Origin of the sequence: Kocuria sp. HSID16901 (assembly GCF_003989425.1) — a bacterium.
GTDB lineage: Bacteria > Actinomycetota > Actinomycetes > Actinomycetales > Micrococcaceae > Rothia > Rothia massiliensis.
Genome location: NZ_RBLM01000010.1, coordinates 40,000 through 60,863, shown reverse-complemented (window position 1 = coordinate 60,863; position 20,864 = coordinate 40,000). Strand labels below are relative to the sequence as shown.

The following is a 20,864-nucleotide window of genomic DNA, read 5'->3' as shown; positions in this document are numbered from 1 at the left end:
CACGAGGAAGCATGACGACCCACAACCCCACGGATACACTCGACGACTTGGCCGCCGAACTCGGCACGCGCCTACTCACCGATCCCGACCAAGTGCGCGGCTACATCAATGACCGATCCATCGCGGAACCGGAGGGGATGCCGCGGGGCGTCGTCGTCGCGGGCTCCGCGGACGACGTCGCCCGTGCGTTGCGCTGGGCGAATCGGACCCGCACGCCGGTGTCCGTGAGGGGCGCGGGAACGGGTCTTTCGGGCGGATCCTTGGGGTATCCCGAAGGCCTCGTGGTCTCCCTGGACGCTATGAATGCGATCCTGGACATCGACGTCGAGAACCGTCTGGCCGACGTCGAACCCGGAGTCATCACCTCCGAGTTGGACGCCGCCGCGCGCGAGCACGGCCTGTTCTTTGCGCCGGACCCCGCCAGTGCCCACATCTCTTCGGTGGGCGGAAATATCGCGACCAACGCCGGAGGCCTCCGGTGCATAGCGCACGGGACCACCGACGCGGCGGTTGCGGCCTTGGAGGTCGTGCTCGCGGACGGGAGCATCATCCATACCGGGGCGCGCACCATCAAGAACTCCACCGGCCTGAACATGACGCCGCTCTTCGTGGGGTCGGAAGGCACGCTCGGAATCATCACCCGCGCCACGGTGCGGCTGAAACCGGTTCCCGAAGGAGAGCCGCGGACCTTTTTCGCGAGCTTCGACGATCTCGAGTCGGCGGGACGAGCGGTCACCTCGATCGTGTCTACCGAGCCACGCCCGGAAGTCCTGGAGCTGATCGACGCGACGTGCGCTCGCTTGATCGAGGAATTTGAACCGAGCGGGCTACCGCAACCGGAAGCGGCTCTCCTCCTGGGCAAAACGGTGGGGCCAACGGCTGAGCGCGACGCAGGGATTCTCGCCGCGACGTGCCGGCGGTGGGGCGCCACCCAAAGCCAGGTCTTTGAGGGGGAAGAACTCCTGGAGGCCCGGAGACTCGCCAACGGTGCGCTGCTGGCCGGGCGCTACGCCGTACATTGCGACGTCGGCGTTCCCGTGGGAAACCTCGTGGAGATGATGCGCGGCGTTGAGGAGATCGCCGCCGAATCCGGCCGTGGCGTGAGCATTCTGGCCCATGCCGGCGATGGCAATCTGCATCCGGCCATAGAGTCCGACGAAACCCCAGAAGACAGGAAGCGGGCCGAAGAGGTCGTGGACCGGATCACCGAGCTCGCAATCAGTATGGGTGGGGTCATCACCGGCGAACACGGCGTCGGTTCCTTGAAATACCGGGAACTTCCGCTGCAATTCGACGAACCGACGTTGAGGGCCCAGCGCGCGATCAAAGCAGCGCTGGACCCTCACGGAATCTTGACGCCCGGCCGGGGAATCTAGCCGCCGGCGGGTAGTTACGCTTCGTCGATGAGCCGCTCCGCAGCTCGTTCGGCGATCATGATGGTGGGCGCGAAGCGGAACACGTCGTTTGGTGGGGTTACCCGGGTTGGGTGGTGTTAGCCCTCTTGGGTGGGGCCTACCGCTATTAGGAGGCGATGTAGCCGCCACCTAATGGCATTAAGCACCTCAGAACTCGGGTAACACCACCTAACAGGGACGGTTTCCCTCCCTTCCCCTGCGTCAGGTCAGGGGTCAGGCCCACTCAACTGGGAAACCGCCACCTGATAGCCGAATGCCGCACCCAGGGCGAAAAGGGGGGCGGCTATGCCTCCACTAACCGGTTGAAGGCCAGCGTTGCCAGGGCAGCAGACTGCACCGGAAGCACCGAGTCGTCGAAGCGGACTTCGGCGGAATGGTTCATGGGTTGGTTCCAGGGGTCTTCGACGGGGTAGGAGGCGCCGACGAACATGAAGGTTCCCGGCACTTCTTCCAAGACGAACGAAAAGTCTTCAGATCCCATGCGTGGCTCGGGAACCTTCACCACGGCTTCGTCGCCCACCAGCCTGCGGAGGGCGGCGGCCGAGCGTTCGGTCTCTTCCTCATCACACACCGTCGGCGGGTATTGCGTGGCGAATTCGACTTCGGCAGTGCATCCGTGAGCTTCTGCGATGTGAGTCGCCAGGCGGTTCACGGCCACGCCGAACTTCTCGCCGGACTCGCGGCTCATGGCACGCACGGTTGCGCCGAGGCTGGCGTCGTCGCCAATCACATTGACGGCGGCGGTTCCGGCCTGAAGCTGCGTGATGGTCGCGACGACCGGGTCGAAAACGTCGAACTGTCGGGTGACCATGGTCTGGATGCCGGTGGCGATTTCGGTCAGTGCCGGCACGGGATCCAGGGCCGAGTGCGGTGCCGAACCGTGACCACCCTTGCCATGCACGACGACGCGCAGGCTGTATGCCCCGGCCATGATGGTTCCCGGGCGATACATAAAGGCACCGAGGGGCATGGGGACCACGTGGAACCCGTACGCTGCGACGGGTCGTTCGCCCGTGACGTCGAGAACCCCCTCCTCGATCATGGGTGCTGCGCCTCCGGGGGATTCTTCTCCAGGCTGGAACATGAAAATGACCTTGCCGGGGAGCTCCTCCCGGTGTGCGCTCAGGATCTTAGCGGCGCCGACTAGCCCTGCGGTGTGCAGGTCGTGTCCGCACGCATGCATCGCCCCGTTGGTTGAGGCGAAGTCTTCTCCGGAATTTTCCTCAACCGGCAGCGCATCCATATCGCCTCGTAGCAGGACGGTCGGACCGGGCAACTGTCCTTCAAGAACCGCCGTCACGGAGGTCACCGACTTTCCACGGTGAATCGTCAGGGGGAGGCCATCGAGGGCATCGATCACGGCCGATTGCGTCCAGGGGAGGTTGTTGCCCAGTTCGGGATGTCGATGCAGCGAGCGCCGGAGGTCTTTGAGCTCCGTGGCGAGTGCGTTGGCGTCGGGCAGAAAATTGGGGACGGACTGTTGGGTGAGGCTTTCGTCGGCCATGGTGAAATCTCCGCATCTTGAAATATTGCGTCACTATATTGTGTGACGCAGCGGAGGGCATGTCCAGGAGCTCGACGACGCCCATGGCAGGGCCTCACACGCAGCGATACGGCCCAGCCATGGGACGGAAGACCGGCATGGTGCCGATCGCCGTGACTACCGTTCGGTAAAAATTGGTTCAAAGAATCGAGCCAATTCGTCCGTGGCGGACAGCGGGAGCACGGCGGCGACGTACTGGTCCGGGCGCACCACCACGACGGCGCCATCGCGGCTGACCTCGCGCTCTTCGAAGATGTCGTCGTCCGGTAGCGTCGCATAGACCTTCTCGAGGTACGTCAGCTTGAACGGGCCGACCGTCGGCTTAAAGATTCGCGGGACGTCATTAATCTCGACCGCCACGTGCGGCTGCTGATAGATGACCTTGGTGTCGAAGACGGCGTCGTCGTCCGCGCCCTGAGGGGTGTACCGCACCTGCGGGGACGAGGGGTCCTGGGCGAACCACTCGGCAAAGTCGGCCAATTGCGAGGGTTCGCCGGCGGACGGGGTATCGGCAAAGACGTAGATGCGCCACCGACCGTCCGCCGTGGCCTCGTGACCGATCTGGCTTGGGACGGCGTCGCACACCCGGTGGGCACGAGCCGAGTGGAATCGTTTGCCGACTGGGAATCCCTTGGCGGCCCCTTGATGCTCCGTGCCTGAAGTGATCATGGACGGCGTGTACTCGGTCATGAATCCCGCCGGGAATTCCGCTGTTTTGACGTAGAAGTCCTCCAGGGTGGAGGCGTCCGGAAGATCTTCCGGCTTGGCCGCCATGAGGCTGGACCACTCCTTGTCGAAGTCGATCAGGTTCTTCGCGATGACCTGGCGCTCGGCGGAGTAAGTGCTCAGCAGCGACTCGGGACTTGTCCCGGAAAGGACGTGTCCGAGCTTCCAACCCAGGTTGAAGCCGTCCTGCATCGAGACGTTCATGCCTTGTCCGGCCTTGGCGGAGTGCGTGTGGCAGGCGTCGCCCGTGATGAAAACGCGGGGTGTGCGTTGGCCGGACTGATCTGCGGGGACGTCGTCGAATTTGTCGGTCAGCCGATGCCCGACCTCGTAGACGCTATGCCACGCGACGTTCTTCACATCCACGCTGTACGGGTGCAAGATCGCGTTGGCTTTGGCAATGATGTCCTCGATCGTCGTCTTGCGCACCTCGTGGTTGTCGTCCGCGGCAACCTCGCCGAGGTCCACGTACATGCGGAAGAGGTGGCCACCCTCGCGGGGAATGTGAAGGATTGAGCCGTGGATGGACTGGATCGCGCATTTGGTGCGAATGTCCGGGAAATCCGTGGTGGCCAGAACGTCCATGACGCCCCAGGCGTGATTTGCGGTGTCTCCGCTGAGCGTGCGACCGATCGACTGGCGGACGGGGCTGCGGGCGCCGTCGCATCCGACGACGTACTTCGCTCGGACGGTGCGCTCCTGACCTTCGTGCTCGCCGCTGGTGTACCGGAGCTTGACCGACACCGGGTATTCGCCGTCGCCGGTGTTCTCGAGGTCAAGGAATTCGATGCCGTAGTCCGGCACGATGCGCCCGGGAGAGTTTTTGGCGAATTGCGCAAAGTGGTCCAGCACGCGGGCTTGGTTGACGATCAGGTGGGGGAATTCGCTGATTCCCTGCGGGTCGTCTACGGGGCGAGCCGTGCGAATAATATTTTCGGGGCTGTGCGGATCGGGCTTCCAGAAGCACATCTCGGTCAGGTGATATGCCTCGTCGATGATGCTGTTGGCAAAGCCAAAGGCTTGGAAGGTCTCGACGCTGCGAGCCTGAATGCCGTCGGCCTGGCCGATCTCCAAGCGACCAGGTCGCCGCTCGATGATGCGCGCGTTGACCTCAGGGAATTGCGAGAGCTGAGCGGCAAGGATCATGCCGGCGGGGCCGGACCCGACGATGAGGACGTCCACCGCATCGGGGAGTTCCTCCGGGCGGTCGACGCCGAATCCTGAAGCCTCCTCACGAGTCGGATCGCCAGATACATAGCCGTGATGGTGGAACTGCATGGAGCGGGTCTCCTTCCCCAACCACGATGTTGGAGCCACGATTGCTTCGGTGTGTTCTATATGAGAACGTAGAATTCTCATTCCGAATAGTTTCAGACCATATACGATCTGCGTCACATGTGGCAAGGGTCTCAGAAGGGTGGGTCATGGCGGACTCGAAGGCCAAGGGTGCGGCGTCGCAGACTCTCAGTCGGGGATTGCAGATCCTCGAACTCCTGGATGAAGCCCCTGGTTCGCTAACCATCGACGACGTCGCGGCGGCGCTCGCCGTGCATCGTTCGGTGGCATATCGGCTGATCAGAACCCTTGAAGATCACGGATTTGTGGGGCGCCGCGAGGGTGGTGGCTTGGTGCTCGGTGCACGGCTGGCGGCCCTCGCGGGTGGCGTCGAGCGGGATCTGCAGGCGGTCGCGGTGCCCGAGTTGACCCTTGCGGCGCGCGATTTGGGCATGACGTGTTTCTTGGGTGTGCGCGACCGTGACGAGTGCTTGACTCTGTCGAGCGTTGAGCCACCCAAAGCGATTGCGGTCGTCGCTCAGCGCCCGGGCACGAGTCATCCGCTGCGGCTGGGCGCACCCGGCAAGGTCATCTTGGCTCAAACCGCCGAACATGAGTGGCCGAGCGATGTGACCGACGCTGACCGGGAGCAGGTTCGGCTCGTGCGGGAGCGTGGATGGGTCGAGACGGCCGATGAGGTGATCACGGGGTTGCGCTCCGTGGGGGTCCCGCTGAATCTTCGGGGTGGCCGAGCCGCCGCCGTGGCTACTGTCTTCGTGGGGGATGGTGATCCTCGGGGGATTGCCGAGCGGCTTCAGGAGGTGGCTGAAGCTATTCAGCGGGGGGCTCCCGTGCATTAGGTCAGGTGATGCGCGAAAGGTTGCGCCAACCGAACGTTCGGTTTATGTTGAGTGTGTCCGGCATCACTGTAGTTGTCGGTGTTCGAAAAAGGGACACTCAGCCGCTTCTTCCGGCGGTCAGACATATATGGCCTACTCAAGTTCATATGTGCTTCCGGAGGAAACACCATGCAATCCGTATCCGAAACGATTGCGCGCGCCCTTTCGCGCCACGTTGACCAGTACTTCTGCCTCATGGGCAACGGCAACGCCTATTTCATCGACGCCGTAGAACGCCTAGGCCTCACGCCGACACCCGTCCGCCATGAGACCGCGACCGTGGCCTCCGCGGACGCGTATTACCGCATGACCCGCAAGATCGCCGTCGCCACCGCGACCTACGGAGCGGGCTTCACCAACACCCTGACCTCCCTCGCCGAGGCGGCGCTGGCCCACATCCCGCTCGTGCTGGTGGTGGGGGACCGTCCGACGTCCGGCCCGCGACCCCTCGACGTGCAACAGGATGCCTTGGCCGAGGCGGTCGGGGTGCCGACCTTTACGGTGGGGCGCCACGACGTCGGAACCGTGACGATCCAGGCGCTCGCCGACGCTCGGGACCATTCGCGGCCCGTCGTGCTGGCGATTCCGTACGATCTCTCAGCCGAGCTGATCGGTGAACGGGGCGAAATCATTCCTGCGATCCCGGACCGCGCCACACCGCCGCAGGGTAATGCCTCGGTCCTGCGCGACATCGCCTCCCAGCTCGCTACGGCGGAACGCCCCTTGATCCTCGCAGGTCGCGGAGCGCTTGAGGCCCGAGCGGACCTGCGGGGGCTCGCCGAGACTCTAGGGGCAGATGTCGCCACCACCGTTCCGACTCAGGGCTACTTTCACGCCTTCCAGGACCGGCGGCCGAATTATCGAGATCTGGGGATTTGCGGGGGATTCGCTGCCCCGGTCGCCGCGGAAGAAATCCGTGGGGCCGACGTCGTGCTGGTGGTCGGTGCTGGCCTCAACCAGTTCACCATGGCTCACGGACACGCCTTTGGCGACACCGCCCGCGTGATCCAGATCGACCTCGCCGAAGAACCGACGAATCCGCGCGTGAACCTATCGTGCCGTTCGGACGCGGCGCTCGCTATTCGTGCGATCCGCGAGGAACTGCGGCAGTCGGGGGTTGGCGGACGTCGCGCACGCACCGTGCCGACCGATGCCGAAGCCCAACGTCGGCCCGCCGGTGACGAGGTGGCCCCCGACGGCCTTCTCGACCCCCGCCGGGTCATGAGCCGGCTGAACGACGTACTTCCGCCTGATCGAGTGGTCTTTACCGACGGCGGTCACTTTATGCAGTGGCCGCTGACCTACCTACGCACCCAAGGGCCTGATAGTCACATCACCGTGGGGACCCAATTTCAGTCGATCGGCCTAGGGCTTCCCTCAGCCGCGGGCGTCATCACAGCGGCCGGGGATCGCTTACCCGTGCTGGTCTCGGGTGACGGCGGTGGGCTCATGGGCATTGCCGACGCCGAAACCTTCGTCCGAACGGCCCGCCGCGGCGTCGTGGTGTTCCTCAACGACTCTGGTTACGGCGCCGAGGTGCATCAATACGCTCGCCGTGGAGTTAGCGATGCCGCGATGATGATTCCCGACATCGACTTCGCGGGCATCTTCCAGGCCTTGGGCGCTCGCAGCGCGACCGTCACAAACATGAGGGACCTCGCCGATTTTGAGCAATGGGCTCGTGAAGGCGCCGACGGCGTCTACGTTCTGGACTGCCGCATCACCGGCGATCTCCGGGCCGACTGGATCATCGCCGCGCTCGACGAAGCGCGCCGTCACCATCCGCACGTGGAGGAGATGTTGGGGTTTCAGGCGCCTTCGGCGAGCACCGCGAACCCGGACCCCGCAACAGTCCGGGACGCGGTGCTGACCGACTAACGCCGTACCGCCTTCAGCGGCCGGTCGCGATACCAGGTCACCTCACCGTGCTGGAAGCTTTGCCGCACGCCGCCGTCGGACGTGGGGGTCTCTTCACCGGTGGGGTAGCCGAGCCAGCCATCCTGCCAGCCGTTGCGTTGCCAGTAATCCTGGATCGCGCCATAGGTGGCGTGGGCACCGGTGGATGGTGACCAGTGGATCTCACCGTTGTTGAATACCTGAGAAACCCCGCCCCGCAGGCGAATCTCGTCGGTAGTGGGGTAGCCCAAACGACCGGATTCGTATCCGTGACGTCCATAGGTACCCAAGACCCCTCCGTGGACCTCGTGTACCGCGCCGGTCCGTGCGTCCCAGAACAACGTTCCACCCTGGAAGGTCTGTGACGCGCCTCCGCTTGCCAGTCCGGTGATTTCATCTCCGGTGGGGTAGCCGAGCCAACCTTTTTCCCATCCTCGCTGGGCCCAATACGCCTGAATCGCCCCGCGGTCCACGTGGGCCCCGGTGGACGGCGACCAGTGAATCTGGCCGCCCTGGAAGGACTGTGACGCGCCGCCTTTCAGCTGGTTCTCATCCGTCGTCGGCAATCCGAGGGCGCCGGAGGCACCACCACGGGAGTCGTAGGCACCCTGGATCGCGCCCTTCACGGTGTGGGCTCCGGTCGCGGCGGACCAGTACACCGCCCCGTGCTCAAAGGTCTGCACGCGGGCACCGACGGGGCCGGCGTCGGTCTCCGGGGCGGTGGGTGCGCCGAGCCAGGAGTTTTGCTTCCACTTACCGTCAATGGCCCCGACAGGATGAATGTTCTCCAGCGGGGTCATGTGAATGTAATCGACCTTGTCCACCCGGGCGGGGAAGGGCTGGTCGGCCTTGGGCGGATTGATCCAGGTGGTGTCTTGGGCGAAGGCCAACGAGTCGATGATGGCCTGGTACGGGCGATCATTGAGCGCCGACTGGAACTCCTCGTCGCTCATGCCGAGCGTGGCCGCGGTGGTTTCCGGCGTCTGACCCCAGCTAGAAGGAACCGGCTGGCCATCCAGGAAGTACCGGATCGCGTATCCGTCCCAGGTCATCGAGAATTCGTGCCACGCGCCGGCAATTTGGGTGTCCATCCGGTGGGCATCCCGTTTGGTGCCCGCTCCGCCATTGGGCTGCTTGGTGCAGGTGATGTGTGAGGTGTTGGTGGTGTAGGAGTGCTGACTGAACACTTCCATGGTGTCGAGCTCCGCCAGGGTGGATTTTTCCACGCCCGCCTGGGTGCAGTACGGCTGATCGTTGCGCAGCCACGCGGCGAAGTGGAGGCCGTCGACGACGTCGTCTGACATCCGCGCCCGCACGTCCATGCGGAAGGGAGCGTTGTAGATGAAGCTGGTGTTGATGCGGCCTGAGGTGTACGCCGTCCGAGTGCCCGAAGGGCAGACCGCGCCGCCCGGGCTCACGGTCTCCGCGCTCGGCTCCTGCGAGCCTGACAGGCAGTGGCGTTCGGTGCGAATCTCGAGGTTGCCATCCTTCACCGAGACGTTGTTGGCCGTGTAGATCGTGTTCCCGTTGGCGCCCAGGCTCGATGCCCGGGTCGTGTATACGTTCCACTGGTCCGACGGCAGTTCGGATGGGTCGTTGAAATCGTCGCCGCGGGAGAGGTCATAACTGGGTGCCTTGCGGAAGGTCGTCTCCCAGTGCGTCGTCCCCACCAGAACCGTGGAACTGCCCGCGGACTTGGCGGTCACGGTGATGGGTACGCCGGCCTTGAGCCCGTCAGCTTCGGTGTAAGTGCCGGGTTTGGCGTACGGGAGGCCTTCTTTGGTGATGTTGGCCCCGTCGACGGTGATGTAATACCGAACGCCTTGGTCGGAGGGGATGTAGACGGACTTGGCCGTCTCATTGAAGGTTGGTCCTTTGGGGGTCACCTGCGTGGCGGCCGTCGTCGCCGCCTGTGCGGGAGTCGAGAGGGTTGTCATCGGGGCCCAGGCGAGGGCCAGCGCGAGGGTCCCGGCAGCGGCACAACGAGTGATGGACAGTGCGAGTGAGGAAAGGTGCATGGGGTTCCTTGATGTCAGAGGTTATTTGCGATGAATAACCTGGCAATGACCTGAAAGATACCTCATGGCGCGGTCGGGCGGAAGTCCTAAAAATTCAAAGGACGACGGCGCGGCCGGTTCTGGCCACGCCGTCGTCCGATGAGGTCGCGATGCCCTGCTCTAGGAGTCCTTACGACCGGCGAAAACGAGTGGGCTCACGGACTGAGCCTCCTCGTTGCCGTGCCCCAGCGGGATACCCGTTCGGTCGCGAAGCAACAGGTTGGAGAGGAATCCGAGGACGACGATGCCGCACAAGTAGACGCCAATGGACGCCGTGCTGCCGGTCGCGTTGAGGAGGGACTGGGCGATCATCGGCGCAAAGGCTCCCCCGAGGATCGCGCCGATCGCATAGGAAATTGAGACCCCCGAGAACCGCACCGAGGCCGGGAAGAGCTCGGTGTACGTCGCGGACTGTTGGCCATAGGTCAGGCCCAGGCCGATGGTCAGGATCACGAGTCCGAGGAAGAGCATCCCCAAACTGCCGCTATTGACCAGCGGGAAAAGTGTCAGGATGCCGAGGAATAGGACGACCCAGCCGACCAGGTAGGAGGTCCTCCGGCCGACCTTATCCGAGAACCACCCGCCGACGATGGTGAAGATCAGCCAGGTGACGGCCGATCCGGTCACGGCCAGAAGCACGGGGCCTCGGTCGAATCCGAGAGGGCCCTCAGGGTTCGTTGCGTAGCTCTGGATGAATCCGCCGGTGGTCATATACCCGGCCGCGTTATTACCCGCGAAGATGAGGGCCGCAAAGATCACCAGGACTCCGTGCTTACGGAACAGGAGCCCAATGGGTGCCTTGCGCTCGTCCTTGACCTGCGCAATCTGCTGGAAAACGGGCGATTCTTCGACGCCGTGGCGAATCCAGTAGCCGACGCCGATCAGGACGACGCTCAGCAGGAACGGAATGCGCCACCCCCATGCCATGAACGCTTCGCCTGGCGCGATGGTCGTCATCAGGGCGAGGATGCCCGAAGACATGAGGAGGCCAAGGGGTACCCCGACCTGCGGCGCGGATCCGTAAATTCCGCGACGATCCACGGGCGCGTGTTCGACCGCCATGAGGGCGGCCCCGCCCCACTCGCCACCGGCGGAAATGCCCTGAAGGATCCGCAGCAGAATCAACAAGATCGGAGCCAGAACGCCGATGCTCGAGTGGGTCGGCAGAACCCCAATCAGGGTGGTGGCGGCTCCCATGCCGATCAGCGTGATCATGAGGACTCGCTTGCGGCCCCAGCGATCGCCCAGATGGCCCGCGAGAAATGCCCCGAATGGACGGAAGAGGAAGCTCAACCCGACGCTGAGGAAGGACACGACCAGAGCGGCTTGCGGGCCCATCGGGCCGAAGAAGAGCTTGCCGAAAACGAGTCCCGCCGCCGACGCGTAGAGGAAGAAGTCGTACCACTCAATGCTGGTTCCCACGATGGTTCCCGCGATGACGCGGCGCTGTTCCTTGGCCTGCGCCACGGTTCGGAGGGCCGCCGTGGTGGTTGTGGGGTCATGGTGAAGATCCGACATGCAGACTCCTTTGTCTCGGGTGCCGGTCGCTATGGAATCAACGACGATCACGGAGACTCCCATCACATGCTGTGATCTGGGTAACTTGTGATCTGAGATACGATCATATACGATTTGGGAAGCTAATCAAGAGTTTCAACGAGGAGGCTCCATGGCGGATCCCGCAGCGTTGTCAACGCATAACACCGAGTTTCGAGGCCAAGGCGACTGTGCTGATGTGCCCGTTCGCCCCGGAAAAATCATCGCGGTGCACCTCTCCTACGAATCGCGGGCCGCACAGCGAGGGCGCCGCCCCCAGGCTCCCTCGTATTTCCTCAAGCCCACCAGTTCCCTGGCCGGTTCCGGCGCCGTGATTCAACGCCCGGCGGGTACCGAACTCTTGGCCTTCGAAGGCGAAGTCGCGCTCGTGATCGGGCGCCCCGCTCGCAATGTTCGCCTCGAGGACGCGTGGGATTACGTCGAGTCCGTCACTGCCGCCAACGATTTTGGCGTCTACGACTATCGTGCCGCCGACAAAGGCTCGAACCTGCGCAATAAGGGCCGCGATGGATACACCCCGCTGGGCCCCGATCTCATCGACGCGCGCGACGTCGATCCGGGCCAGTTGCGCGTGCGCACGTGGGTTAACGGAGAACTTGCTCAGAGCGACGGCACCTCCGAGAGTCAAATGATTTTTCCGCTCGCCCAATTCGTTGCGGACCTTTCCCAACACGTGAGCCTCGAACCCGGCGACGTGATCCTGACTGGCACCCCGGCGGGATCGAGCGTCGTGGCACCTGGCGACGTCGTCGAGGTGGAAGTGGACGCCCCGCACGCCAAGGGAACTCCCACCTCCGGGCGGTTGGTAACGCGCGTGGTTGAAGGCCGCGGAGACTTTGATCCGAAGCTCGGTGCCCTGCCGGCCGTGGACGACCGCCAGCGAGAAGAGGCGTGGGGTTCTCGCGAGGCGGCGGGCCTTGCTCCGGAGAATCAGGACGAACCCTCAACCGATGCCACCCCGACCGGACCGCTCCCGGATGACATCCGTGCGCGGCTCCTTCAAACGCCCACCGCGGGACTTTCGGCACAGCTGCGTCAGCGTGGGCTCAACCAGGTCAGCATTGAAGGCGTCCGGCCGGCTCAAGCGGGTACCAAACTCGTCGGGGTCGCTAAAACCCTCCGATTCGTTCCCGCCCGCGAAGACCTTTTCAAGAAATTCGGTGGCGGTTATAACGCGCAAAAACAAGCTTTCGACTCCGTTCAGCCCGGTGAAGTCATCGTGATCGAGGCTCGCGGCGAGGCAGGTTCCGGGACCTTGGGGGACATCCTCGCCCTGCGCGCACGGTCCAACGGGGCGGCGGGCGTGGTCACCGATGGGGGCGTCCGCGATTCGGCGGCCGTCCGCGAGATCGGCTTGCCGGTGTTTTCCACGGCCGCGCATCCGGCGGTTCTGGGCCGGAAGCACGTTCCCTGGGAATCTGATGTCGCAGTGGCCTGCGGAAATGCGACCGTTGTGCCGGGGGACGTGATTGTTGGCGACGACGACGGCGTGATCGTGATTCCCCGTGAGTCACTCGAAGAGGTCCTGAACGCGGCCGAGGCCAAGGAGATTCAGGATGCCTGGGTCGCCGAACGCGTGGCCGAAGGCCATGCCGTGGACGGTCTTTTCCCGCCGACCGGGGAGTGGAAAGAGGCCTACCAGCGGTGGCTCTCCGACCGGGAGACGTCTAACGGTTCCGAGGATGGTCAATCATGACCGAACTCAAGGTTCCCGCCGCCGTCGGCACGAGCAAGGCCGAACGCGCCTATGAGTGGCTTAAGGAGCGGATCGCCCGCCAGGAATTCACCCCCGGATACCGCCTGGTGCTGAACACCATCGGTCGAGAGCTGGATATGTCCGTGGTTCCCGTGCGAGAGGCGATTCGGCGGTTGGAAGCAGAGGGGCTCGTGACCTTCCAGCGCAACGTCGGGGCGCAGGTCGCGATGGTCGACGAGGAACGCTACCGGTACTCCATGGAGAGCCTCGGGATCCTGGAAGGAGCCGCAACCGCCCTCGCTGCGCCGCATCTCACCGCCAAGGATCTGGCCTACGCCCGTGAGTTGAACGAGCAGCTCGCGGCGTCGCTGGACGACTTCGATCCGCACTCCTTCACCGAGACCAACAGGGCCTTTCACCAGGTGCTCTTCGCCAAGTGCCCCAATCTCAGGATGACGGAGCTGGTCGCCGCGGAGTGGGAGCGACTGGGCCACTTGCGGGATTCAACTTTTTCGTTTGTTCCGGGGCGCGCTCGCGAGTCCGTGGCCGAGCACGCGAAGATGCTGGACCTCATCGAAAGCGGGGCCGACGTCGTCGACCTAGAACGCGCTGCCCGAGACCACCGGCACAACACCCTCAAGAGCTACCTCGCCAAACAACGCAGTACGACCTAACTCCAGACTTTTACGGATGTCCTGATCGAAGGGAGCAATCATGATTGCGGAAGAGACACAGCAGCACGCACAGCCCGAAGACCTTCCCGAGGCGATCCGCCACTACATTGGCGGACGCTCGGTGGATTCGGTGGACGGAAGCACCTTTGACGTCATCGATCCGGTAACCAACACGCCGTATATCAAGGCGGCGGCGGGCAAGAAAGCCGACATCGACGCCGCGGTGGCCTCCGCGAAGAAGGCCTTCGAAGAAGGCCCGTGGCCCACGATGCTTCCCCGGGAACGCGCTCGGGTGCTCAACAAGATCGCGGACATCGTCGAAACCCGCGGGGAGCGCCTCGCCGCGATGGAATCTTACGATTCCGGTCTTCCCATCACTCAGGCCCTGGGCCAGGCTCGCCGCGCGGCGGAGAACTTCCGGTTTTTCGCGGACCTGATCGTTGCCCAGCACGACGACGCGTTCAAGGTCCCCGGCCGCCAGGCGAATTACGTCAACCGCAAGCCCATCGGCGTCGCGGGTCTCATTACGCCCTGGAATACGCCGTTCATGTTGGAATCGTGGAAGCTCGCGCCGGCGATTGCGACCGGTAACACCGTGGTGCTCAAGCCGGCGGAATTTACTCCTCTCTCGGCCTCGTTGTGGGCCGGAATTTTTGAGGAGGCGGGCCTCCCCGAGGGCGTGTTTAACCTGGTCAACGGGTTCGGTGAGGATGCTGGCGACGCCCTGGTCAAACACCCGGACGTCCCGTTGATTTCCTTCACCGGCGAATCCGGTACGGGACAAACGATCTTCGCCAACGCCGCGCCCTACCTGAAGGGGCTTTCCATGGAACTCGGCGGCAAGTCCCCGGCCGTAGTCTTCGACGACGCCGACCTCGAAGCCGCGATCAATGCGACCGTCTTCGGCGTCTTCTCCCTGAACGGCGAAAGGTGCACCGCCGGTTCCCGCATCCTGGTGCAGCGGGGAATCTATGACGAATTCGTGGAGCGTTACGCCGCTCAGGCCAAGAGGGTCAAGGTGGGTTTGCCCTCCGACTCGAAGACCGAAGTTGGGGCGTTGGTGCACCCCGAGCACTACGAGAAGGTCATGAGCTACGTGGAGATCGGCAAGTCCGAGGGCAGGCTGATGGCCGGAGGCGGGCGCCCCGAAGGATTTGAGGACGGAAACTTCGTGGCACCCACGGTGTTTGCCGACGTCGCCCCGGATGCGCGGATTTTCCAGGACGAAATCTTCGGACCCGTCGTCGCGATCACGCCCTTCGACACCGAAGAGGAAGCGCTGGAACTGGCCAACAACACGAAGTACGGTCTGGCCGCCTACATTTGGACCAATGACCTCAAGCGGGCACACAATTTCTCGCAGGCCGTGGACGCTGGAATGGTCTGGCTCAACTCCAATAACGTGCGTGACCTGCGGACACCCTTTGGTGGCGTCAAGGCTTCCGGCCTGGGCCACGAGGGCGGGTACCGCTCGATCGACTTCTACACCGACCAGCAGGCGGTTCACATCAATCTCGGCGAGGTCCACAACCCCGTCTTCGGCAAGGCAGAGTAAGCCCACCGAAATCTGTGCGGCGGCAGTCACCCATGGCCGGCCGCCGCACGCCGGCCCTCATTTGGCACACCACCGATTCCATCGATAGAGCAAGGACGCTTGAGATGACCCTCACCAGTACCCCCATCCCCACTCCCTCCGTTCCAGCCCCGGACATCCTCCGGTGCGCGTACATGGAATTGATCGTGACCGATCTGAAGAAGTCTCGCGAGTTCTACGTGGACCTGCTCGGCCTCGTCGTCACGGAAGAAGACGACGAGGCTATTTACCTGCGTCCCATGGAGGAGTTCATCCACCACAACTTGATTCTGCGGCAGGGCCCGGTCGCAGCGGTCCGCGCGTTCTCCTACCGGGTTCGCACCCCCGAGGACGTCGACAAAGCCGAGGCGTACTTCCAGGAGCTCGGTTGCCGAACCGAGCGACGCAAAGAGGGGTTCGTCCATGGCATCGGCGATTCGGTGCGCGTGGAGGATCCGTTGGGATTCCCCTACGAGTTCTTCTACGAGACGGAACATGTGGAGCGACTTGCCTGGCGCTATGAGCTGTATGGCGCGGGTGCTTTGGTGCGCCTGGATCACTTCAACCAGGTCACCCCGGATGTACCACGGGCATGCCGTTACATGGAGGGCCTCGGCTTTCGCATCACCGAGGACATCTCCGATGCGGAAGGCACCGAGTACGCCGCGTGGATGCGCCGCAAATCAACGGTGCACGACACGGCCATGACGGGCGGTGACGGCCCGCGAATGCACCACGTGGCCTTTGCGACGCACGAGAAGCACAACATCCTCTACATCTGCGACAAGATGGGTGCCTTGCGGATGTCGGACCGGATTGAGCGCGGGCCCGGGCGCCACGGCGTCTCGAACGCGTTTTACCTGTACATCTTGGATCCGGACGACCATCGCATCGAGATCTACACGCAGGACTATTACACCGGCGACCCGGACAACCCGGTCGTGCACTGGGATGTGCACGACAATCAGCGTCGCGACTGGTGGGGCAATCCCGTGGTCCCTTCGTGGTACACCGAGGCGTCTCTTGTTCTGGATCTGGACGGCAATCCACAGGAGGTCCGGAAACGTGAGGCCTCTTCCGAGATGGACGTGACTATCGGGGCGGACGGGTTCTCCTACACCCGTCCCGGAGATGAAGACGGAACCTACCGTGGTGAGGCCTCGAAGGGCTTCAAGATCGGTCATCAGCTGTAAGGAGAACAATGCTGGAGAAGAACCAACTCAGCTCCATTGCCGATGATCTGGCGCAGGCTGAGGAAAACCGCACCATGATCCCTCGCCTGACGGCTCGGTATCCCGAGATGACGGTTGAGGACGCCTACGCGGTGCAGAACGAGTGGCGACGTCGGGGTGAGAAAGCGGGACGACGCTTGGTGGGTCGCAAGATCGGTTTGACCTCGAAGGTGATGCAGCAGGCCACCGGCATCACAGAGCCGGATTATGGCGCCATATTCGCCGACCAGGTGTACGAAAGCGGTTCGGTGATCGAGCACGGGCAGTATTCCAACGTGCGCATTGAGGTGGAGCTCGCGTTTGTGCTCAAGGAGGACCTGGACGGCGAGGACGTCACCATTTACGACGTCCTGCGGGCCACCGAATACGTGACTCCGGCGTTGGAGATTCTGAGCTCTCGCGTCGAGATGGAGGGGCGCACCATTGTGGATACGATCAGCGACAACGCCGCTCTCGGGGCGATGGTTCTGGGTGGTCGCCCCATCACTCCCGACGTGACGGACTTACGCTGGGTCGCGGCGATGCTGTACCGCAACGAGACCATCGAGGAGACCGGTGTGGCCGCGGCTGTCCTGAACCACCCGGCCGCCGGGGTGGTGTGGCTAGCCCGCAAGCTCGCGGCTCACGGCGACAAGCTCAAGGCCGGAGAGATCATTCTGGCCGGTTCCTTTACCCGCCCCCTGTGGGTGCATCAAGGAGATACCGTGCACGCCGACTATGGAGATCTGGGGGCCATCACATGCCGTTTCGCGTAGAACTTCCGCAGACCTTCGCCCGCGATGTGCAGGCCGCCGAGAGGCCGCTCGTCGGTATGTGGGTGTGCTCCGGCTCGCCCGTCGCTGCAGAAATCGCGGGTTGTTCGGGGCTGGACTGGGTTCTTATCGACGGCGAGCATTCGCCCATCGGACTGGAAAGCACGGCCTCGTTGTTGCGCGCCGTCGCCCCCTATCCGATCACGCCGATGGTGCGCGTTCCTGTGCTCGACGACGCGACCATCAAGCAGTTCCTGGACCTCGGGACCCAAAACCTGTTGGTTCCCATGATCGATTCGGCCGAGGAAGCGCGTCAGGCCGTGGCGGCCGTTCGTTACCCGACGCGAGGCGTGCGGGGAGTGGGCTCAGCATTGGCGCGAGCCTCGCGATGGGGCGCCGTCGAGGGGTACTTGAGCGCAGCCGAGGAAACGATCTCGCTGACGGTGCAGATTGAGTCGGAAGCTGCGGTGTCGCAGGCTGCGGAGATCGCTGCGGTGGACGGCGTCGACGCCGTCTTTGTGGGGCCGTCGGATCTGGCCGCCTCCATGGACCTGCTCGGTGAACAGACCCACCCGGACGTCACGGCAGCGGTGCTTTCAGTTTTTGAGAAGGTGCGGGCAGCCGGGAAGAAGGTTGGCGTGAATGCGTTCAACCACGAGCAGGCTCGGAAGTATCTCGACGCAGGTGCCTCGTTTGTGCTGGTGGGTGCGGACGTTCAGCTGCTCACTCAGGCCTCGCGGGGGTTGGCGGAGAAGTTCGTTCCGTGACCCCGTGACCCCGGGCGGGGGGCTTAGCGCCACCCGAGTCCCGGTGCCACGTGCGTCAGGATCGACTCCATCACGTGGGCGTTGTAGTCCACGCCGAGCTGATTGGGCACTGTCAGCAACAGGGTGTCGGCTGCCTGGATCGCCTCGTCGTGGCGGAGGCGTTCGATAAGCATGTCAGGCTCGTCGATGTACGAACGGCCGAATACGGAGCGGGTGTTGTCGATGATTCCGAACTGGTCCTCACCGTCGCCCGAGGCCAAGAAATAGCGCTTGTCTTGGTCATTCGTGATCGCGAAAATTGAGCGTGAGACCGAGACTCGGGGCTCAAATCCGTGGTCGTGCTTGGCCCATTCCTTCCGGAATTCCTCAATCTGTTTGCGTTGTTGCACGTGAAACGGTTCGCCGGTTTCGTCGTCTTTAAGGGTTGAGGACATGAGGTTCATGCCGTTCTGGGCAGCCCAACGTGCCGTTGCGTCGGAGCCAGCACCCCACCAGATGCGCTGGCGAAGGCCTTCCGACTGAGGTTCTAGGGGCAAGAGGCCTGGCGGGTTGGGGAACATCGGATGCGGATTGGGCTGGGCGAATTGCCGCCCCGTCATGACGTCTAGCGCCTCCAGGGTGTGACGCCTCGCCATATCCGGGGCGGATTCATGGTCCTGAGGTTCGAAGCCAAAATACTTCCACCCGTCGATGACTTGCTCCGGCGCCCCTCGGGAGAGCCCCAGTTGAAGCCGGCCGCCGGCGATGAGGTCGGCCGCGGCCGCATCTTCGGCGAACGTCATCGGGTTGGAATAGCGCATGTTCGTGTTATGGCTCTCGTTTTCTCGGTCCGCGTCCCTCTACAGGTACCGGCAGACCTGGTCTGGGCTGCATGTGTCGGGGTCCGGGTGCGCGGCGTCGTGCCGGAGGTCGGCGATGGTGCCGTGCAGGGCGGTGAGCTGGGCGATCTGCTGCTCGATCTCGGCCAGGCGCGCGTCGAGGAGGTCTCGCACGTGCTCGCAGGGCGCGTGGCCGCTGTCGCGGATGTCGAGGATTTGGCGGATCTGGGCGAGGGTGAGGCCTGCGGCCTGGCCACGGTGAACGAAGTCGATCCGGGCGACGGCGTCGGGCGCGTAGTCGCGGTACCCGGATGGCGTCCGGTCGGCCGGGGGCAGCAGTCCCTGCTCTTCGTAGAACCGGAGCGTCTTCGAGGTGGTGCCCGCGCGTTCGGCGAGTTCTCCGATGCGCATTGCGGCCTCCGATCATTCGGCAGGGGCCACGCTTGACCTTCCCCTGCACTGGAAGGTCCAGTATGGCTGAAACGGAACAGAAGTCCAAGCCTTGACGGGAGCAGCGATGCCTACGAAGTACGATCTCGCCATCATCGGATCGGGCGGCGGAGCGTTCGCCGCCGCGATTCGCGCGACCATGCTCGGGAAGTCGGTGGTGATGATCGAGCGTGGCACGCTCGGCGGCACCTGCGTGAACACGGGCTGCGTGCCGTCGAAGGCCCTCATCGCCGCCGCCGATGCACGGCACGTCGCCGCCGACGCCGCCGACCGGTTCCCGGGGATCGCGACGACGGCAGGCCCAGTGGACATGCCCGCGCTGATCGCCGGGAAGCAGGCGTTGGTCGAGACGATGCGGGGCGAGAAGTACGCCGACGTCGCCGATTCATACGGGTGGCACGTCCGGCGGGGAGACGCCGGGTTCGCGGGCACCCCGGACGCGCCGGTGTTGGAGGTCACCGCCGCAGACGGAGCGGTCGAGACGATCGAGGCCGAGCACTACCTGGTCGCCACCGGTGCGCGGCCGTGGGCTCCGCCGATCGACGGCCTGGACGAGGCCGGGTACCTGACCTCGACCACGGCGATGGACCTGACCGAGGTCCCCGAGTCGATGCTGGTGCTCGGCGGCGGCTACGTTGCCCTGGAGCAGGCGCAGCTGTTCGCCCGCCTCGGCTCCCAGGTCACCGTGCTGGTGCGGTCCCGGCTCGCGTCGAAGGAGGAGCCGGAGGTGTCCCGGACACTGCAGGAGGTGTTCGCCGACGAGGGCATCCGGGTGGTCCGCCGCGCGGTGCCGACCCGGGTGTCCCGGGACGCGGCGACCGGGCAGGTCGTGGTTACCGCGGACGTGTCCGGCGGCTCGCAGGAGTTCCGCGCCGACCAGGTGCTCGTCGCCCTCGGACGCCGTCCCGTCACCGACGGCTTGAACCTCGATGCGGTCGGGGTGAAGACCGGGGACTCCGGCGAGGTGGTCGTCTCCGACCATCTGCAGTCGTCGAACCCGCGGATCTGGGCCGCGGGCGACGTGACCGGGCACCCGGAGTTCGTCTACGTCGCGGCCCACCACGGCACCCTCGTCGCCGAGAACGCGTTCGCCGACGCCGACCGGTCCGTCGACTACTCCCATCTGCCGCGGGTGACGTTCACCGGACCGGCGATCGGCGCGGTCGGGATGACCGAGAAGGAGGTCGTCGCCGCGGGGATCCGCTGCGACTGCCGCGTGCTGCCCCTGGAGTATGTGCCCCGGGCGGTGATCAACCGCGACACCCGCGGGTTCATCAAGATCGTCGTGAACGCCGATACGAGCGAGATCCTCGGCCTCACCGCCGTCGCCAAGGACGCCGGGGAACTCGCCGCCGCAGGCGTCCACGTGCTCGGCAAGACCATCGCCGAAGTCGCCGACGCCTGGGCCCCCTACCTGACCATGACCGAAGGCATCCGGATCGCCGCGAAGTCCTTCACCACCGACCCGTCACTGCTCTCGTGCTGCGCATGAACGGCAACGCATGCAATCGGGGAGATCTCATCCGGAAGAGGT

16 protein-coding genes are annotated in these 20,864 nt (G+C 64.2%); 10 read left to right on the top strand and 6 right to left on the bottom strand.

What is annotated here, in order from left to right:
- The first annotated feature begins 11 nt into the window (after positions 1–11).
- On the top strand, positions 12–1,376 hold the full coding sequence (locus D8M21_RS10690; protein ID WP_048683349.1) for an FAD-binding oxidoreductase: 1,365 nt from the start codon (positions 12–14) through the stop codon (positions 1,374–1,376).
- Between the two features lie 322 nt (positions 1,377–1,698).
- On the opposite strand, the gene D8M21_RS10685 is transcribed toward D8M21_RS10690, so the two are convergent.
- Complete coding sequence (locus D8M21_RS10685) at positions 1,699–2,919, bottom strand: M20 metallopeptidase family protein (RefSeq protein ID WP_048683346.1); 1,221 nt, start codon at positions 2,917–2,919, stop codon at positions 1,699–1,701.
- A 156-nt stretch (positions 2,920–3,075) separates the two neighbouring features.
- A complete protein-coding gene (locus D8M21_RS10680) occupies positions 3,076–4,962 on the bottom strand; it encodes an FAD-binding monooxygenase (RefSeq protein ID WP_048683343.1) in 1,887 nt (628 codons plus the stop codon).
- Between the two features lie 146 nt (positions 4,963–5,108).
- Between D8M21_RS10680 and D8M21_RS10675 the strand changes: the two genes are divergently transcribed.
- On the top strand, positions 5,109–5,819 hold the full coding sequence (locus tag D8M21_RS10675) for an IclR family transcriptional regulator (RefSeq protein WP_048683337.1): 711 nt from the start codon (positions 5,109–5,111) through the stop codon (positions 5,817–5,819).
- A gap of 168 nt (positions 5,820–5,987) precedes the next feature.
- Positions 5,988–7,736: a thiamine pyrophosphate-binding protein gene (locus D8M21_RS10670; protein WP_065424326.1), complete on the top strand. Its 1,749-nt coding sequence runs from the start codon at positions 5,988–5,990 to the stop codon at positions 7,734–7,736.
- Here the strand turns inward: D8M21_RS10670 and D8M21_RS10665 are convergent.
- Both D8M21_RS10665 and D8M21_RS10660 read right to left on the bottom strand, forming a co-directional pair.
- Complete coding sequence (locus D8M21_RS10665) at positions 7,733–9,772, bottom strand: family 16 glycosylhydrolase (protein WP_048683335.1); 2,040 nt, start codon at positions 9,770–9,772, stop codon at positions 7,733–7,735. The genes D8M21_RS10670 and D8M21_RS10665 overlap by 4 nt on opposite strands.
- Positions 9,773–9,931: 159 nt before the next feature.
- Positions 9,932–11,329 carry an MFS transporter gene (locus D8M21_RS10660; protein WP_048683332.1) on the bottom strand — a complete coding sequence of 466 codons (1,398 nt, stop codon included), beginning with the start codon at positions 11,327–11,329 and terminating at the stop codon, positions 9,932–9,934.
- A gap of 151 nt (positions 11,330–11,480) precedes the next feature.
- On the opposite strand from D8M21_RS10660, the gene D8M21_RS10655 reads away from it, so the two are divergent.
- The 6 genes from D8M21_RS10655 to D8M21_RS10630 all read left to right on the top strand — a co-directional run bounded on the left by D8M21_RS10655 (position 11,481) and on the right by D8M21_RS10630 (position 18,062).
- On the top strand, positions 11,481–13,064 hold the full coding sequence (locus tag D8M21_RS10655; RefSeq protein WP_048683329.1) for a fumarylacetoacetate hydrolase family protein: 1,584 nt from the start codon (positions 11,481–11,483) through the stop codon (positions 13,062–13,064).
- On the top strand, positions 13,061–13,738 hold the full coding sequence (locus D8M21_RS10650) for a GntR family transcriptional regulator (RefSeq protein WP_048683328.1): 678 nt from the start codon (positions 13,061–13,063) through the stop codon (positions 13,736–13,738). The genes D8M21_RS10655 and D8M21_RS10650 overlap by 4 nt, the downstream gene beginning before the upstream one ends.
- Positions 13,739–13,778: 40 nt before the next feature.
- On the top strand, positions 13,779–15,293 hold the full coding sequence (gene hpaE / locus D8M21_RS10645) for a 5-carboxymethyl-2-hydroxymuconate semialdehyde dehydrogenase (RefSeq protein WP_048683324.1): 1,515 nt from the start codon (positions 13,779–13,781) through the stop codon (positions 15,291–15,293).
- A gap of 104 nt (positions 15,294–15,397) precedes the next feature.
- Positions 15,398–16,504 (top strand): 3,4-dihydroxyphenylacetate 2,3-dioxygenase, encoded by a 1,107-nt coding sequence (gene hpaD, locus D8M21_RS10640; RefSeq protein ID WP_048683426.1) that lies wholly within the window; start codon positions 15,398–15,400, stop codon positions 16,502–16,504.
- Positions 16,505–16,512: 8 nt separating this feature from the next.
- A complete protein-coding gene (gene hpaH, locus D8M21_RS10635; protein WP_048683322.1) occupies positions 16,513–17,298 on the top strand; it encodes a 2-oxo-hept-4-ene-1,7-dioate hydratase in 786 nt (261 codons plus the stop codon).
- Positions 17,283–18,062 carry an HpcH/HpaI aldolase family protein gene (locus D8M21_RS10630; protein WP_126855859.1) on the top strand — a complete coding sequence of 260 codons (780 nt, stop codon included), beginning with the start codon at positions 17,283–17,285 and terminating at the stop codon, positions 18,060–18,062. Before hpaH ends, D8M21_RS10630 begins: the two co-directional genes overlap by 16 nt.
- Positions 18,063–18,085: 23 nt before the next feature.
- Here D8M21_RS10630 and D8M21_RS10625 read toward each other — a convergent pair whose 3' ends face one another.
- Both D8M21_RS10625 and D8M21_RS10620 read right to left on the bottom strand, forming a co-directional pair.
- Positions 18,086–18,862: an LLM class flavin-dependent oxidoreductase gene (locus tag D8M21_RS10625; RefSeq protein WP_126855858.1), complete on the bottom strand. Its 777-nt coding sequence runs from the start codon at positions 18,860–18,862 to the stop codon at positions 18,086–18,088.
- Positions 18,863–18,901: 39 nt separating this feature from the next.
- Positions 18,902–19,291 carry a heavy metal-responsive transcriptional regulator gene (locus D8M21_RS10620; protein ID WP_042529932.1) on the bottom strand — a complete coding sequence of 130 codons (390 nt, stop codon included), beginning with the start codon at positions 19,289–19,291 and terminating at the stop codon, positions 18,902–18,904.
- Between the two features lie 106 nt (positions 19,292–19,397).
- On the opposite strand from D8M21_RS10620, the gene merA reads away from it, so the two are divergent.
- A complete protein-coding gene (gene merA, locus D8M21_RS10615) occupies positions 19,398–20,822 on the top strand; it encodes a mercury(II) reductase (protein WP_061225165.1) in 1,425 nt (474 codons plus the stop codon).
- Positions 20,823–20,864: the final 42 nt, after the last annotated feature.